The sequence below is a fragment of the Psychroserpens sp. Hel_I_66 genome (assembly GCF_000799465.1).
In the GTDB taxonomy this organism is placed as follows: Bacteria; Bacteroidota; Bacteroidia; order Flavobacteriales; family Flavobacteriaceae; genus Psychroserpens.
In genome coordinates this window covers 3,435,696-3,450,606 of the sequence record NZ_JUGU01000001.1, presented here as the reverse complement: position 1 = coordinate 3,450,606, position 14,911 = coordinate 3,435,696, and the positions used below count along the sequence as shown (strand labels likewise).

The 14,911-nt window shown below is 36.0% G+C and carries 13 protein-coding genes; 1 reads left to right on the top strand and 12 read right to left on the bottom strand.

Annotated features, from left to right (window positions below; all coding sequences use genetic code 11):
- Positions 1-3: 3 nt before the first annotated feature.
- The 9 genes from GQ40_RS15360 to GQ40_RS15320 form a co-directional block, all read right to left on the bottom strand.
- Positions 4-1,512 (bottom strand): serine hydrolase, encoded by a 1,509-nt coding sequence (locus GQ40_RS15360; protein ID WP_047550385.1) that lies wholly within the window; start codon positions 1,510-1,512, stop codon positions 4-6.
- A 73-nt stretch (positions 1,513-1,585) separates the two neighbouring features.
- Entirely contained in the window at positions 1,586-2,356 is a 771-nt protein-coding gene (locus GQ40_RS15355) for a helix-turn-helix domain-containing protein (RefSeq protein WP_197052685.1), read from the bottom strand.
- A 306-nt stretch (positions 2,357-2,662) separates the two neighbouring features.
- A complete protein-coding gene (locus GQ40_RS15350) occupies positions 2,663-3,454 on the bottom strand; it encodes a UPF0489 family protein (protein WP_047550380.1) in 792 nt (263 codons plus the stop codon).
- Positions 3,447-4,358: a hypothetical protein gene (locus GQ40_RS15345; protein ID WP_047550377.1), complete on the bottom strand. Its 912-nt coding sequence runs from the start codon at positions 4,356-4,358 to the stop codon at positions 3,447-3,449. Before GQ40_RS15345 ends, GQ40_RS15350 begins: the two co-directional genes overlap by 8 nt.
- 1 nt (position 4,359) lies before the next feature.
- Positions 4,360-5,778 carry a hypothetical protein gene (locus GQ40_RS15340; RefSeq protein WP_047550374.1) on the bottom strand — a complete coding sequence of 473 codons (1,419 nt, stop codon included), beginning with the start codon at positions 5,776-5,778 and terminating at the stop codon, positions 4,360-4,362.
- A 10-nt stretch (positions 5,779-5,788) separates the two neighbouring features.
- On the bottom strand, positions 5,789-6,892 hold the full coding sequence (locus GQ40_RS15335; RefSeq protein ID WP_047550371.1) for a nucleotidyl transferase AbiEii/AbiGii toxin family protein: 1,104 nt from the start codon (positions 6,890-6,892) through the stop codon (positions 5,789-5,791).
- Positions 6,885-7,652: a DUF6577 family protein gene (locus tag GQ40_RS15330; protein ID WP_047550369.1), complete on the bottom strand. Its 768-nt coding sequence runs from the start codon at positions 7,650-7,652 to the stop codon at positions 6,885-6,887. Before GQ40_RS15330 ends, GQ40_RS15335 begins: the two co-directional genes overlap by 8 nt.
- A 152-nt stretch (positions 7,653-7,804) precedes the next feature.
- Entirely contained in the window at positions 7,805-8,560 is a 756-nt protein-coding gene (locus tag GQ40_RS15325) for a hypothetical protein (RefSeq protein ID WP_156115601.1), read from the bottom strand.
- A gap of 6 nt (positions 8,561-8,566) precedes the next feature.
- Positions 8,567-8,977 carry a hypothetical protein gene (locus GQ40_RS15320; protein WP_047550363.1) on the bottom strand — a complete coding sequence of 137 codons (411 nt, stop codon included), beginning with the start codon at positions 8,975-8,977 and terminating at the stop codon, positions 8,567-8,569.
- Between the two features lie 383 nt (positions 8,978-9,360).
- Here GQ40_RS15320 and GQ40_RS15315 point away from each other — a divergent pair, with 383 nt between their 5' ends.
- Positions 9,361-9,810, top strand: coding sequence for a hypothetical protein (locus tag GQ40_RS15315; protein WP_047550360.1), 450 nt, complete (start codon positions 9,361-9,363; stop codon positions 9,808-9,810).
- Positions 9,811-9,957: 147 nt separating this feature from the next.
- Here GQ40_RS15315 and GQ40_RS15310 read toward each other — a convergent pair whose 3' ends face one another.
- From GQ40_RS15310 to GQ40_RS15300, 3 genes are read right to left on the bottom strand one after another with little or no spacing between them, the layout of a single operon-like run.
- Positions 9,958-13,041, bottom strand: a complete 3,084-nt coding sequence (locus tag GQ40_RS15310) for an efflux RND transporter permease subunit (protein ID WP_047550357.1) — start codon at positions 13,039-13,041, stop codon at positions 9,958-9,960.
- Positions 13,042-13,053: 12 nt separating this feature from the next.
- Positions 13,054-14,556 (bottom strand): efflux RND transporter periplasmic adaptor subunit, encoded by a 1,503-nt coding sequence (locus GQ40_RS15305; RefSeq protein ID WP_047550354.1) that lies wholly within the window; start codon positions 14,554-14,556, stop codon positions 13,054-13,056.
- A 20-nt stretch (positions 14,557-14,576) separates the two neighbouring features.
- Positions 14,577-14,909: a hypothetical protein gene (locus tag GQ40_RS15300; protein ID WP_047550351.1), complete on the bottom strand. Its 333-nt coding sequence runs from the start codon at positions 14,907-14,909 to the stop codon at positions 14,577-14,579.
- Between the last annotated feature and the right edge of the window lie 2 nt (positions 14,910-14,911).

The window sequence follows — 14,911 nt, the reverse complement described above, 5'->3', positions numbered from 1 at the left end:
TATTTATTCCTTTTTTAAGACATTGATTTCGCTAAAATCAACATCAAGCAGGCTTCCTTGTTCAAATGATATTCCTAATATTTCTCTATTAGAATTGAAGTTAAACGTTAAGTATCCATCAGGTACTCTAATATCATACCAATCAATTTTGAATGTATCAAAATGCCAATGTTCTAACTTTCCTTTAAATATAGAAGAGTGTGAAAAAGAAATCTCTAGTTCTTTTCTATTTAAAGGTTTTATGCTAATGTCTCCATACATTTTGTCTGTGTATATTCCCCCATAATTATTTATTTCAACTGATGGTGATGTATTATTAACCTTTGTTCTGACTTTCGGTGCACCATTTACTCTTCTATCTCTATACCCTTTTACGGTCTCATAAAAATCAAGGGATTTATCTTCAAATATTTGCTCGAGTAATTTAGCTTTTAATAGAAAAGCAGCTGGCTCTTTTGAAATATTTGTTAGAATAATGACCCCTATGTTTAAATTCTTTATCATAAAAAGTTTTGCGTGCATTCCATCAATACCTCCATTATGTTCAATAAGCTTGTCATTATTTCTCGGTGTAACCCACCAACCAAAGCCGTATGAAGTGAACTCATTACCAAAAGGTGAACCTTGAATAGGATATATTATTTGAGGTTTGAAAATTTCTTTAAGAGTTGATTTGCTTATAATAGTATCTTTCTTAAAAACTCCATCATTGAGCAACATCCTCATATAGTTAATCATCTCATTGGATGAAGAGTATATAAAACCTGCTGGTGCGAGATTGTCTCCTTTCTCTTGATTTACGAATATTTTCTTAAAGTTTTCATTCCAAACGTGTGGGAATGCTAAGTTTTTATTTGATTCTCTAACGGAAGAAATAGAAGTACTATTTGTCATATCAAGTTTATCAAATATTCTATTTTTAAGAAATTCATCCCAACTTATCCCAGTAACCTCGCTTACTATTTCCCCTGCAACGAGATACATTATATTTTGATAGGCCGGCTTTTCTCGAAATCCTGATACTGGTTCTAAATATTTTATTTTTTTGATAATATCCTTTCTTGATAATTCTGAATGATACCATAATGTTCCTCCGCTAATTTCTTTGAGTCCACTTCGATGTGTAAGCAAATCTCTGATGGTGAAATTTTCTGAAACATATGGGTCGTACAATTCGAAATAAGGCAGATAGTCTTTTACCCTGTCATCCCAACTTATTTTTCCTTCATCAACAAGTATTCCTAGAGTTAAAGCTGTGAAGGATTTAGAAATTGAACCTATTCCGAAGATTGTGTTTTGATTAACAGGTAAGTTTTCATTGATTTTTCTAGTACCATATCCTTTTGAATAAATAATGGAATCATTTTTTACAATACCTATAGAAAGACCCGTGACTTCAAAATCCTTCATTAGTTGATTAATGAAAGGCTCGATTAAGTCAACCTGTATTTTTTGGGAATATAAATTAAAGGTAACCCCGAATAGAAGTATTAAGCTTAGAAACTTCTTCATTATATATTGTAATAAAATATTTACTACAAATTAAAGATTATTCTAAATGACAAAATTGTAAAAATGGAAACAACTATAAGAAGAGCCATACAAATTCTTTATTTGAATCTATCTTTTTGAAAAACAAACTTGGGTTAATGTTGGTTAGAGATTTAAAGTCTTTTATGAAATGGGATTGGTCATAAAAGAGGCTTTCGTAGGAAAGCTCTGTTAGGTTATTTACCTTTTTAAAATCCTCAAGCGCTCTTCTAAATTTGAACACCTTACGATACTCCGAAGGGGATTTACCGAGATTTTTTAAGCAAATTCTACTTAAATATTGTCTTGATATTTGATGTTTTTTTGAAATTTCAGCAATACTCTGTTCGCTTTCTATATCAGTAATTATGCTTTCTAATCTATCCAATTTAACATTCTTAAATTTAGATAACCAATAACTTTCAAGTCGCACGATTTGCTCGTCTCTATTTGCAATACCAAAGATGGATTGCATTTCCAAATTTAAATCATCAAATGGTTGAAAATCCATATAATGACCACTTACAAAATAATCTGAAACATTTGAAACGAAACGATTAATCCCTAAAGGTTTAAACTTAATCGTTATCTCATTTGCAGGTTTTTGAAATAAAATTTCAAAAGGCTTAGAATATCTAACTACCAAATCTGTTACAATTTTATTCTTTTTACAAGGTGTTATGATAATTTTTTCTTGCCCTATTTTTACATTTGAATTTTGAGTAGTACTGACAAAGCATAAATTACTTGGGAAACTTAGATATTGAATTGGTAATTCTGACTTTTCTTTGTCCATAAAATAATAGCCGTCAATATACTTTTGCAAAATTGCATTTTTGACTTTATAATGCTTTACATTCATTGTTTCAGCTCGCAGTTAACTATTTAAAAAAAAACAAATATAAATTTATCTGGTTGCTTCAATGAGTAGCACAAGTATTTTTATTGAATATAAAAGTAAACTTAATCCACAAATTTGGCTCTGGAATGTAGTGTTTCTTCCCAGAGTATCGGGAAGATTTAGCGGAATGGAAAGCTGAAATTGGGGATTGTGTCCAAGACGTGTGTAGTGAAGCTCTTTTCCCGAAATGTAGATTTTCGCGAAATGTAGGGGAATGTGCTGAGTGGATTATTAATACTTAGGCTTCCATTTCCAATTACATTTTTGGGCAAACAACTCTGGGTTGAAATAAATGTCACTAATTAGGTCAAGAAATTTGTTGCTTTTTAAAAGCCCACCGCAATGTTCTGGTTCTGTTGCAATAGTAAACCCTTTTATCCGCTCAAAAATCCAACTGATTAACGGATGGTCTTTATCTAACATTGCGCGTATTTCTTGTTCTTGCAGATAAGTGAATTCAAACGAGCCATCACTTAGACCGTTCTTTACAGAAAAGAAATCCAAATCAATATCAAAAAACACGGACGTCTCTGACGACGTCAACAGTGCTTCTTGTAATGCTTCATAAGTTTTGAATTTTTTGATGGTGTGCTTGTTGCCATAGGTATCTGTCAATTCTTCATCTTGCCAAGTATTTCGACCCATTTCTTGTCTACAATGCACATAAATATCGCCAATCAAGTTAAGATATGCCGCACATAATATATGGCCATCATTATTGCCCGCAAGTTTTGCCCAAGAAAATAAAGACACTTCTGCATCACTCGTTAAATCTAATTTATCTAACCATTCTCTTTCTGTTTCACACGGATAGCATAAATCCTGATGCCAATCCAATGAAACCAAACAAGGTGGATTCTTAGGTTTATTGTCTTGCATCCATTTGTTCCAATAGAAAAATGCGTAACGATGTTCTTGAAAAACTGCAAGTTCAATAACTTCTGTGTCATTTGCGGGATGAGACAGAATTTGTCTCAAAACGCCTGGTGGTTCTATATGATGAGGGTTTCTGAACTCAATCATTGGTTTCCTTTTTTGGCACCAACTTCTCTATATCAGACAGCTCATTTACGATGCCCTGTTCCTTTAATGAAGTTTCAATATTAATTTGAACTACATTAGCATTGGCTTTCCAAACAACTTCAGTAATAAAAGCTATAGTTAACTGTACTTTTAAATCGGTCGCAAAATCAATGTTTGAATTTTTCCATTTTTCTCTTTGATTCGCATTGGCATCTTGTGTTAGGTCGATTAAAGAACCGTAGATTTTTCTATCATCATCTAATATGCCCAATTGATGTTCTTGCTGTTCACTAACCTCAAGTTCTTTATGTTTTAAGATAGGCAAATCGGCTTTTGGCAAAACAAACAGTACATTTTTGAGCCCTGTAGATGGTACTCTGGTAATATATTCCTCAATCTTCTGGAAGTCATCAATTCCATAAACATTAAGATTCATTGCTACCATAATATCTGTGTCCGTATCAAAACCCAATTTTTCTATCCCTTTTACTAAATCTTCTTTACGAAGAAGATACCTCTTTTTCCGAGCTGATAAAAATGCGTTGGGAATATAATAATTGATGTTCTGGTAAACTATCTGCTGGGATAATATCGTGTCTGCATTTAGATGTGGAATATCTCCAGTTGTAAATGCAGATTTTTGAAATAAATTCATTGTACCGTTTACACCGAAGGAAATAGTAGGCTCTCCTTCAAAATCCTTCTCTGAATTTTGAATACTATCAAACTTTTCTAATGCTCCAACTATTGCACCTTTAGATTTTTCATAAAATTCCCATTCTTTTTCGTAGTCAATATCCGCATTTAATCTTGCATCCTCAATAGCCTCTTCAATTGATGATTCGAGAACATCAATAAATTTTGATGACTTCTTTTTTAGCTTCTTTATCTCCTTCTTTTTCATATCATATAGTATTTAAGAGATTTTTATCTTTCAACACCTTTTTTAAACAAAACCTGAAATAGTTTATGGACTCTTGCCAACGTAGTAATTCTAACACTTCGGCTTGAGGTAATGTAGGTTGTCCTGTAAAATTGTCGTAGGTATTGTGTTCTGGCAGTTTAAACTGTCTTAGAAAAAGCAACGTCAAATACTGACAGATGTAGAATGTAACACGCCTTCTGTTTCCTAAATTATCCAATCCTGGAAAAGGGTATGATAAATCAATAGGGTAATAACCTCTGCCAAACTCATCTTTAAAACTACTGAACCACGTAAAAATCTCAGTCATATTATTTGGCAGCAGAACATATTTAGGTGGCTGGTTTTGTGTGTATGTAAATAATTTTTTAAGGGCTTCATAGTTTTTCTGGTATATCAATAGGCCTCCCAATGCCAAGTGAAACTCAAAAAAACGTTTTCTTTCGCTGTCTCTTTTATCTATTAATGACTGATTATCGTATTTTTTAGTCTCAAAATTATAATCTGTGCCATAGACTTGTTGCAATCCAAAACTAAAATATTGATGTGCCGTACTCCAATAGTTACCTACAAATTTGGGATTGTTTGATATGAGTACAACATTCCTCCAAAGTTCTTTATAGGTGTCATTTGAGATGGGTGTTTCAAATATGCCCTGTCCCATCAACCATACGCCACTTACAACAAAATATTCGAGACTTTGCAAGTCTTCATTTCTACCTTTAGCAACTTCTCTAATGATTTCCCTGATACCATAATGGAATTCGTGATTAAACTCAACTTTAAAATTTTCAAACCCATCAGGTTTTTCTGCTTCTCTGGGACGTATAAAGTTCGAACGGTAATTATTGAATTCTTCCGTGTAGAAGTCAACCAATGTTTCTTCTAAACCTTTATCCTGTGTTCTAATGGCAAATATTGCCAGTTCATTGATAATTTTGAAATGGTATTTATCATCTTGGTCTTTTTTTAGCTTTCGGTATTCGGAAATTATATAGGTAAGCAAACGTGTAGACTTGCCATTGTACAGTGAAACCTTATCTAACCAAATAATAAAAATGACAACCAATGATAATGTTAAGAATAGCGTTAGAAGTTTTGCTGAGTTTTGCATTATCCAATTATCTTTCCAAAAAAGAGGTTCACGGTCTAATATTAAGAATATAAAAGAGCCGATTGTAAAGAACAAAACCCATTCAAATACTGTTATTCTTCTTGACCTTCCCGGAAAAACACCAAAAAGTTTTGTCTGCGGAAATTCATTTTCAAAAGCATTGGCCAAATAGTTTGATGAAAACTTGTGGCCTATATTGGATATTTTATCCACGATAATAGGATATGCTATACCCAAAATTGCGATGTCGATAGCGACACAGATTTCTATAATATACTTTAATTCCATTCACGTTAATTTACAATAGTTCTACCGCCTTGTACCAATAATAAAATATAGATTTATCGGGTTGGCGTTTTAATCTGTTCAAAAAGTCCCAATCTGGATTTTTTATAGCCAGTTCCTTTGTATCCTGATTCTCATAATATTCTATTTCAACATCCTCTTTTTGTAGAAGAATAGCATTCAAATAGGCTACTCTGGCCGAGGCAGCCAATGCTTCTTCAATCCTAAAGTTCCCTGTCATTAAAAATGCGCCACCAAAGCTTCGTATGCCAGAACTTAAATCTGCAAATTTCTTTTTTGCTTCAGCGGTTGGATTGCGCTCTCTTTTAGCAATAATGGCGCAAGTATTTATAGAATCCCATAGCACATCCTTTTCATTGAGTTTCCTTTTACTAAAATCCTTGTCTGAACTTCGATAGGATAGTTCTGCTTTCGCGAAAGCTGAAAAACTTTTCTTTACCATTGCTACATCAGTAATATTTTCAAAAAGTTTTCCCAAGTCGAACAATTGCTTGCAGATTTCCATTGCAAATAATTGGTCGCCTTTGTAGTATGGTATGCCTATGGTATCTGGTGCAAAAGCTGTTAGCTTATCGCCACAAATAGCGTTTACCGAAGGCGTAGTAATTGTTGTAGCAGTTCCATCAATGGAAAGCCAAGGTGTTTCAATGGGCGATTCTATAAGTTCTGGATAGTGCGGACTGTCAAAAAGGATATCCAATAGAATGGTTCCAGGAACGTTTGGATTATATACCGACTCGAACTCAAAGGTGTAATGTGCCTTCGGAACACCTTCCTTATAACTTCTATGCTCATTAAGCACGTGCTTTTTGAAATGTGAATTGGCTACAACTGCATCCAAAATTTCTTCTAATTTATCACGCTCAACGCTGGAAATAATATCGATATCAATAGAAAATCGGTTCCCTTCTTTTAGCAAAAGCACAAGTGATGTTCCCCCTTTGAAAACAAAATCGAGTCCTGAAACTTTTAAATGTTCGAGTAATGATAGTGCGTGAACCATTTTTTCCAATATAGTTACATCGATACCCTTATGTTCCTTTTTTGCACGGAAGCCATTCAGCCATTCCTTTTCAAAACTTTTGTTGTTAATCATATTGAATATCTTCTAAAAAATTTGAAATGTGGTTGCTTATAAATTGCTTTATTTCCTGTTCCTTTTTGCGCCTTTTGGCATAGCTGAACAACTTTGTAAAATTGATGCTATATCTATCAATTATTTTTTCGTAGATGTTTACCATTTCAGAACCTTGGTAAAAATGTAGCAGATTTTCATCTGCAAACAGGTCCACCATAATCTTTTCAAGTGTTGCAATGGGCACTACCGCTTTTTTATTTTTTATTTTTTGTATGGGTGCCCTTGTCACCAAACGTTTAATGATAACCGGCACGTTACTTTCTGAAATATAGAATTGGATTTCCTTTTCATCTGGATTTAGGAAAAAATCCATTCTTAGATTATCATTTAGATAGTAATAGAGTGAGTCTACAAACTCTTTTTCTACTTCGACGACAATTATTTGATTTGACGCCTGGTGCTGAGAAAACTCATTGAGCCATTGGGTTTCCCAAATGGCATATTTTATATCTTCAAAACGCTCATTGGTTTTACGGGCTATTTTGAACACACTATCTGATAGAAGAGGTTTATATTTAGGTTTATAGGAAATAACATAAAGTCCACGACCAATGGTTTTAATTATGTCCTTTTTCTTCAGGTCATAAATTCGCCAACTAAATGTACTTTCTTTTAGATCTGGTTCGAAATCCAGATAGAAGTTATATAGCGCATCCCTATCAAAAGAACTACGGTCTTTGAAAGCTTCTATCAATTTATTTTCAATAATCTTTGGCATAGTTAAAAATCAAAACTTTGCCAAAAATACAAAAAAGTGGTGAATATTTGAAAACAAATTATTGCCACTATATAGATTAAGTGGTAATAATTGGAAATTAAGCCTATCTAAATTCAGACAAACTTAGAATATGATAATAGCAAATACATATGTTACTGTTTTGGGTTCAATATGGAAAGGAATTGCAACGATTTCAATTTTATCTCTTCAATCACAACACCATTCTTTTCAGTCTCAAGTAATGCCCAATATTTGGATTCGTTCCAAATAAATTCTCTTGTTAGACCGGAACCACGTTGGTTTATAAATCCCCAGAACCAAAGGTCGTCCCAAACTTCCATTTCTTCTGAGGAATAATTATCCTGTAGAAGTTTATTAATTTTATGGAAATTCCACTTAATAGAGGGGTCAATACTATGGAAAATTGCTTCAATTACAGCATCTACAGGCAAGAAGATTTTTTCTTCTTTGTCAATGGTTTTCGGTGCATCGTCCCATATTGGATTTTGAAATCCATACGCACCATTATGTAAATGATAAATGGTTTTGGCAAACAATGCAGACGTTTTATTACCCCAACCTTTTTGTCTCAACATACCATAGTAAAGCGATTCATAATTATGAACATCGTTTTCTTTATCTGTTAGAAAATCGATGAATGTCTTAAAACTATGAAGCTGGGATTTATTGGAATATACTTTTTGAAAAAAAGGTGCGAGAATATCAATTTTAGGTTGGCTTTGGGTATTCGCTACGTGATGAAGAGCTGAATATAATTTATCTTCAAGAGAATCGAACGGTGCTAAAAACAGATTATAAGAATTGGATTGCACCTTCTTATTATAAGCCCTATTTTCTTTCAAGAAATGAAATAAAGAGGATAGTTTGGAATTTGTTACTGTGTTCAAAATAAATTATTTTTCAAGAGTTACTGTTCCATTAGCATTAACCCAATAATGCCGTATGCCTATCTTATTCAACTCAGGAATAATACTGGCTATTGCTTTTCTTATTTGTTCATCCTCGGGATGAGCAATGGCAATTTTTGCATTTGGAAAAGCAACTTTGGTTTCTAAGCATTTGATAATTGCTTTACCTAAATGGGTTTTAATCTGTCCAGAGTTGAAATAATCTCGTCGCTTTGTTGGCGAATCCTTGTGTGCTTTTGCGCCTTTTACTTCAATAAGTAATTTTTCACTTTTTCTGTTCGCAACAATATCATACCCTCTCGTTTGGCCAAGACAGAAACTTTCTATTTCATAACCTTGTTGAACCAAATGAGGCATCAGTAATTCAATGGTTCTATTTTCTGTTAGTTTTTCCATTTAAGCTAAAATTTCTCACAATATAACTGAATTAAAAAATAATTAGACTTTTTGAATGTGCTGATGGGTTTAAGGTGAAATTACTACACAATTTTGGCTCTGAAATGAAGTGTTTCTTCCCAGCGCAGCGGGAAGGGTTAACCGAATGGAAAGCTGGAATTGGGGATTGTGTCCAAGACTTTTGTAGAGAAGCTCTTTTCCTGTAATGAAGTGATTGCCTGCTTTTTCGGCAGGCAAGCGTGGAATGTAGGGGAATGTGCTGAATGGGTTTTAAACAGTTTACAAGAATGAATATTCAAATTATAGATTAAAAATTAAATACTAAGGATAGGGTTTTTCCCTTTAAGTTTGTTTTATATATGATAACCAAATCTTAATGAATTATGAGAATTACGAAATTCTATTTTATGCTTTTAACAATTGTCGCTACCACGGCCTTTGTAGGCTGTAGTGACGATGATGATAGTGACACGATGGCTCAGGTGAGTGTCAACGGAACTGTTTTGTTTGATGATGGTAACGATTTTAATGGGGATGTGGACGGTGACTTCACTGGTAACGGTGGAAGCGCCACAAGGACGTTCCTCTGGATGAACAATTTGACCACAGCGGACTATAATGCGGATATAACCGCCTCAGCCGAAGGCACTTTTAATATGCTGGTTTTGGATGCAGACGGAAATACTGTATTGAACAGGTCTCTTGATGGTGCCTCAGAACCGGATTCGTTTTCTGGGGTGACTGATGCTGGTGCGTCTGGCATATGGTCGGTTACAATCAGCCTCAGCTCTTTTAATGGTGACGGAAGCTTCTCGTTGAGCGAGGGCAACTAACAAAATTGGAATGTCCAGCAGCCTCTATAGAATTTTGTAGGGGCTTTTCTCAGAATGAAGCGGCAATGTGCTGAGTGGACTTATAAAATTAATGCATAAAAAAACCTTCCTACCATAGTAAGAAGGTTTTTAATTGTAATTCGTTTGCTATTTTTCCTTTTTCAGAACCAACTGATACACACAAGGAATAACCACTAAATTCAAAATGGTCGCTGAAAGCAAACCGCCTAAAATTACAACGGCCATTGGGCTTTGAATTTCACTTCCAGGTTCGCCACCTTTTAAGGCCAATGGTATCAATGCCAGCCCTGTGGTAAAGGCAGTCATTAATATGGGATTCAATCTATCCAATGCACCTTTCTTTATTAATTGAAAGCCTTGCATTCCTTCCTTTCTCAAATCTTCATAACGGGAAACCAATAAAATTCCGTTACGGGTTGCTATTCCGAAGAGACTGATGAATCCTATTGTTGCTGCAATGCTGATGATACCCGAAGTGAAGTACACAATCAAAATTCCACCAATTAAGGCCAAAGGCAGATTAATCAATACAACAAATGCCAATTTTACATCCTTAAATTCATAATACAACAACAGGAAAATAATTGCTATTGCAAGAATTGCTGTAATCATCAGTAATTGTGACGCTTTTGATTCACTTTCAAACTGTCCACCATATTGTACACGATAGCCTTCCGGCATATTTACATTATTGCCCACAACTTCCTTTATTTCGTTAACAGCACCACGTAAATCCCTACCTTGAACATTGGCTGCGACCACAATCTTTCGTTGTACATCTTCCCGATTGATGGTGTTTGGACTGCTTACCGATTGAACAGTTGCCAACTCGCCTAATGTAGTTTGTCCGCCATTCGGTAAACTCATCAAGGTTTTATTAATGTTTTCAATATTATCTCGAAACGGTTTCTCATAGCGCACTACCAAGTCAAAATATTGTTGTCCTTCATAAATTTCGCCTGCTTCTTCGCCTGCAAAAGCAATATCTACTTGTTCCATTAAATTTCCGACCGTCATTCCATAAGCCGACAAAATCTGGCGTTTGGGTTTGATACGTATTTGTGGCACTTCAATTTGTTGGTCAACCGCAACATCTGCCAATCCTTCAATATCCTTTATGTTCTGCTCTACACTTTTCCCTACTTCAAATAAACGTTGTAAATCTGACCCAAAAATCTTTATGGCAATATTTGCTCGTGTACCCGAAAGCATATGGTCAATACGGTGTGCGATGGGTTGTCCCAATGTGATATTAACACCAGGTGCGATGCTTAATTTGTTTCGGACTTCTTCAAAGAATTCTTCCTTGGTTTTGTCTTCGAGGACAAAAGGCACATCAATTTCCGAAGCATTAACGCCTTGTGCGTGTTCGTCCAGTTCGGCACGACCTTGTCTTCGTGTTACGACCTCCACTTCGGGCATATCCAGTAATAGGGTCTCTATCAACTTTCCAGTCTTATTGCTTTCTTGCAAAGACATTCCGGGCGGACCAACCACACTAATGACCAAAGAGCCTTCATTAAATTCTGGCAGGAAACTTCTTCCCAATTGCGTTACAACCAAGAGACTTAATACAAATGCAATGACCGTTACGCCTATAATGGTTTTGGGTATTTTAGTCGCACGCACCAAGAGGTTGCCATAATGTTTCTGTAGCCAACGTTCCACACGAGTACCTTCTGCTTGTTTATTGAGTAGTTTTTCATTATCCAATAAATAAGAACACAAAATTGGTGTTACCGTTACAGCGACAATTAATGAGGTTAAAACAGATGTTACAAATGCTATTCCCAGCGGTTGCAACAAACGTCCTTCCATTCCGCTTAAAAAGAATAACGGTACAAAAGACACAATAATAATCAAGGTTGCGATGATGATTGAGCTTCGTATTTCTACGGAAGCATCTCGCACGACCGTAATCGTAGATTGACGTTCTGCCTTTGGTTTTCTAATATTTTCGCGTAAGCGTTTATAGACGTTTTCCACATCAATAATAGCATCATCCACCAATGCACCAATGGCGATGGCCATTCCACCCAAACTCATTGTGTTTATCGTATAGCCCAGCCATTTTAAAATGATGATGGATACCAATAATGAAATGGGAATTGCCAATAGGGAAATTAAGGTCGTTCTCCAATTCATTAAAAAGATGAACAGGATAATCATTACAAAAAATGCACCTTCTAACAAAGTTTGATTCAAATTACTGATGGAAGCATCAATAAAATCGGACTGTCTAAAGATTTGACTTTTGATATTGACACCTTTTGGCAAGGTTGTTTCCAAGTCTGCAATCGCTTCATCCAATCGGTCTGTCAGTTCCAAAGTGTTGACATCGGGTTGTTTTGAAATGGTCAGAATCACAGCGGGTTTTGCATTTAATGAACCATCGCCAATTTTATCGGCAGCGCCAATTTGAACCGTAGCAACATCTTTTATTTTGATGGTTTGACCATTCACTTGCTTTAGGACAGCTTCCTGTAAATCTTCCAACGCATAGGCTCTACCGCTTCCCTTTATGATGTATTGATTTCCATATTGGTTTATCACACCACCAGGAGCATTTTTGTTGGCCTCCTTTACGTGTTCTACCAATTCAGAGAGGCTCACATCGTAATACTTCATCTTTTCAGGATTGGCAAATACTTGGTATTGCTTATAATCGCCACCAATGACCACCACATTTGCAATACCGCCAATCGCTTTTATACGTGGTCTGATTGTCCAATCTGATAAGGTTCGTAATTCCATAGGCGATAAACTATCGGACGTTACGCCCAATAACATTATCTCGCCCATAATGGATGAAATGGGTGCCATTGTTGGTGCTCCAATTCCTTCGGGTAAATTCTCCCTTACCATCGGGATGCGTTCACTTACAATTTGGCGCGCGCGATAAATATCGGTTCCCCATTCAAATTCTATCCAAACAATGGAAACTCCCGCTGCCGATGACGAACGGATTCGTCTCACATTTGGCGAACCGTTTAAGGCTGTTTCCAATTGATAGGTCACTAATTTTTCTACTTCTTCAGATTCCATTCCGTGCGCTTCGGTAAGAATGGTTACCGTTGGAGCTGTAAGGTCTGGGAATACATCGACGTTCATAGTACGTGCATAATAAATGCCCAATACACTCAATGCAACCGCTCCCAATAGAATGAGCAATCTGTTTTGAAGTGAAATTGATAATATTTTGTTTAACATTTCTCTTCGTTTTTAATGTTCGTGACCGTGTGCAGGTGTTGAACCAGACATTGAAGCCATTTTAACTTGGTATGCTCCGGTGGTTACTACCACTTCGCCAACTTGTAAGCCTTGAATAATTTCTACATTCTCGCCATTACGCTTTCCTATTTTCACAGGTCGTCTTTCAAAACTTTCCCCTGAAAGCTGTACGATGACGGAATAACTTCCATAATCTTCCAATAAGGCATTAACAGGAATCGTAGTATTTTGGGTAGCATTTCCCATTGCAATTTGAACAGGTGTTAAGCTTCCTTCTGGCATATCGACCTCGGCATTTACTTGTGCAAAAACTGAAATCAATGGGTTTTCACGCTCCACATCCTTTCCAATCGAAAGGATTTTTCCCTCGGCATCAGTTACGTCTTTCCATTGGTTATCATTATCCTGATACCATATACCTTGTACATTGCCTATCGCAAGTCCGTAGTTGGGTGCTAACTGCGCTTTTAAAACTCTGGATTGATGCGTCCCAACGGTTACAAGCGCAATGCCTTGTTCTACGTAATCGCCATTTGAAACTGTTATGGACTTGATAAAGCCATCAAAAGGTGCTCGTATTTGTTTGCTTCCGCCCGAGACACCAGATACCAATGATTGATAGTTGGCTTTGGCTATCTCGAAACTGCTCTCTACTTTCTCAAATTCGGATTTCGGAACTATTTTGGATTCGTATAGCTCTTTCTTCCTTTCATATTCCGATTTGGCCTGTTGGAATGTCGCTTTTGCGGAAGCGATATCAGTACTCAAATTGTTGGATGCCAAACCTTGACTGTTCAAGCTCATCAAAAGCTGACCTTGTTTTACCGCTGTGCCTTCCGTAAGGTTATTCACTTTAAAATCTACCACACCATTAGATTTTGCTGCCAAGGACTTTGTTGAACCTGGCGATGGCATCCAAACACCGGATGTATTGATGACATCGTAAATTTTACCCGAAACGACAGGTGCGGTTTGAAAATCGATTTTCCAAGCTTGTTCCTTTAAAAACAAGATGCCCTCATCTTCTTCTTCCGTACCCAAAGCTTTTATGGCTTCATCTATATTAGCATAAACCGTAACATCGTCAATTGTTATTTTATCTGAATATTCAGGTGTAGTTAATTCAAAAATCAATTGATAGTTTCCTTCTTCTTTCGGTTGTATGGCAGGCGAAAAAATGCCTGGGGATGAAGGCGCGTCTACAGTATTTCTGATTCCTTTTCCGTTTTTTATCAAACTAACTGTTACCGAACCGTTTCTAACGGGCTGATGTTCATTCAACACGGTAAAGTGGGCTGCGAATTTGCTTCCGTTACCCACAATAAGCGCAGGAAATTCAACGAACAATTCTGTTTTATCGGTCCAGATAGTATGGGACAAGCGAGGAATTTCTTCTCCCACGTGACTACCATCTTCATTATGTGCGTGTGCGTCTTCTGCCGTGTTATTACAGGACATTGCCAAAAAGGCGAGCACTATTATTATATATTTCATCTTTGGTATTTATTTGAATTTTAATGGTCGTGGTGTTCTGACTCATCATCGTGTTTGTGGGTGTCAGAATCATCATCTGTATGATTCCCTTCTGAATCGTGGTCGTGCCCGTGTTCCTCTGTTTTTGTTTCCATAGAATCAGTTCCTACTTTAAACTCTTCTAGCTCTATGGTTTCTTCCGTATGACTACCATCCTCATTATGCTCGTGACCGTGGTCGTCAGTATTTTCGGTTTTTGTTTCTCGACAAGAGGTTACTAAAAATGTTGATGCGATTGCTATTGCGAATATTGATTTTGAAATTTTACTCATTGCTAAATATTTGTTTTGGTATTCGTGAATCTTCGATTTCATAA

What these genes read in the sequence shown, in the direction of transcription:
- GQ40_RS15300 (WP_047550351.1), bottom strand. Translation starts at nt 14,909, where the DNA reads ATGAAATCGAAGATTCACGAATACCAAAACAAATATTTAGCAATGAGT.
- GQ40_RS15350 (WP_047550380.1), bottom strand. Translation starts at nt 3,454, where the DNA reads ATGATTGAGTTCAGAAACCCTCATCATATAGAACCACCAGGCGTTTTG.
- GQ40_RS15360 (WP_047550385.1), bottom strand. Translation starts at nt 1,512, where the DNA reads ATGAAGAAGTTTCTAAGCTTAATACTTCTATTCGGGGTTACCTTTAAT.
- GQ40_RS15335 (WP_047550371.1), bottom strand. Translation starts at nt 6,892, where the DNA reads ATGATTAACAACAAAAGTTTTGAAAAGGAATGGCTGAATGGCTTCCGT.
- GQ40_RS15310 (WP_047550357.1), bottom strand. Translation starts at nt 13,041, where the DNA reads ATGTTAAACAAAATATTATCAATTTCACTTCAAAACAGATTGCTCATT.
- GQ40_RS15305 (WP_047550354.1), bottom strand. Translation starts at nt 14,556, where the DNA reads ATGAAATATATAATAATAGTGCTCGCCTTTTTGGCAATGTCCTGTAAT.
- GQ40_RS15330 (WP_047550369.1), bottom strand. Translation starts at nt 7,652, where the DNA reads ATGCCAAAGATTATTGAAAATAAATTGATAGAAGCTTTCAAAGACCGT.
- GQ40_RS15315 (WP_047550360.1), top strand. Translation starts at nt 9,361, where the DNA reads ATGAGAATTACGAAATTCTATTTTATGCTTTTAACAATTGTCGCTACC.
- GQ40_RS15340 (WP_047550374.1), bottom strand. Translation starts at nt 5,778, where the DNA reads ATGGAATTAAAGTATATTATAGAAATCTGTGTCGCTATCGACATCGCA.
- GQ40_RS15345 (WP_047550377.1), bottom strand. Translation starts at nt 4,358, where the DNA reads ATGAAAAAGAAGGAGATAAAGAAGCTAAAAAAGAAGTCATCAAAATTT.
- GQ40_RS15320 (WP_047550363.1), bottom strand. Translation starts at nt 8,977, where the DNA reads ATGGAAAAACTAACAGAAAATAGAACCATTGAATTACTGATGCCTCAT.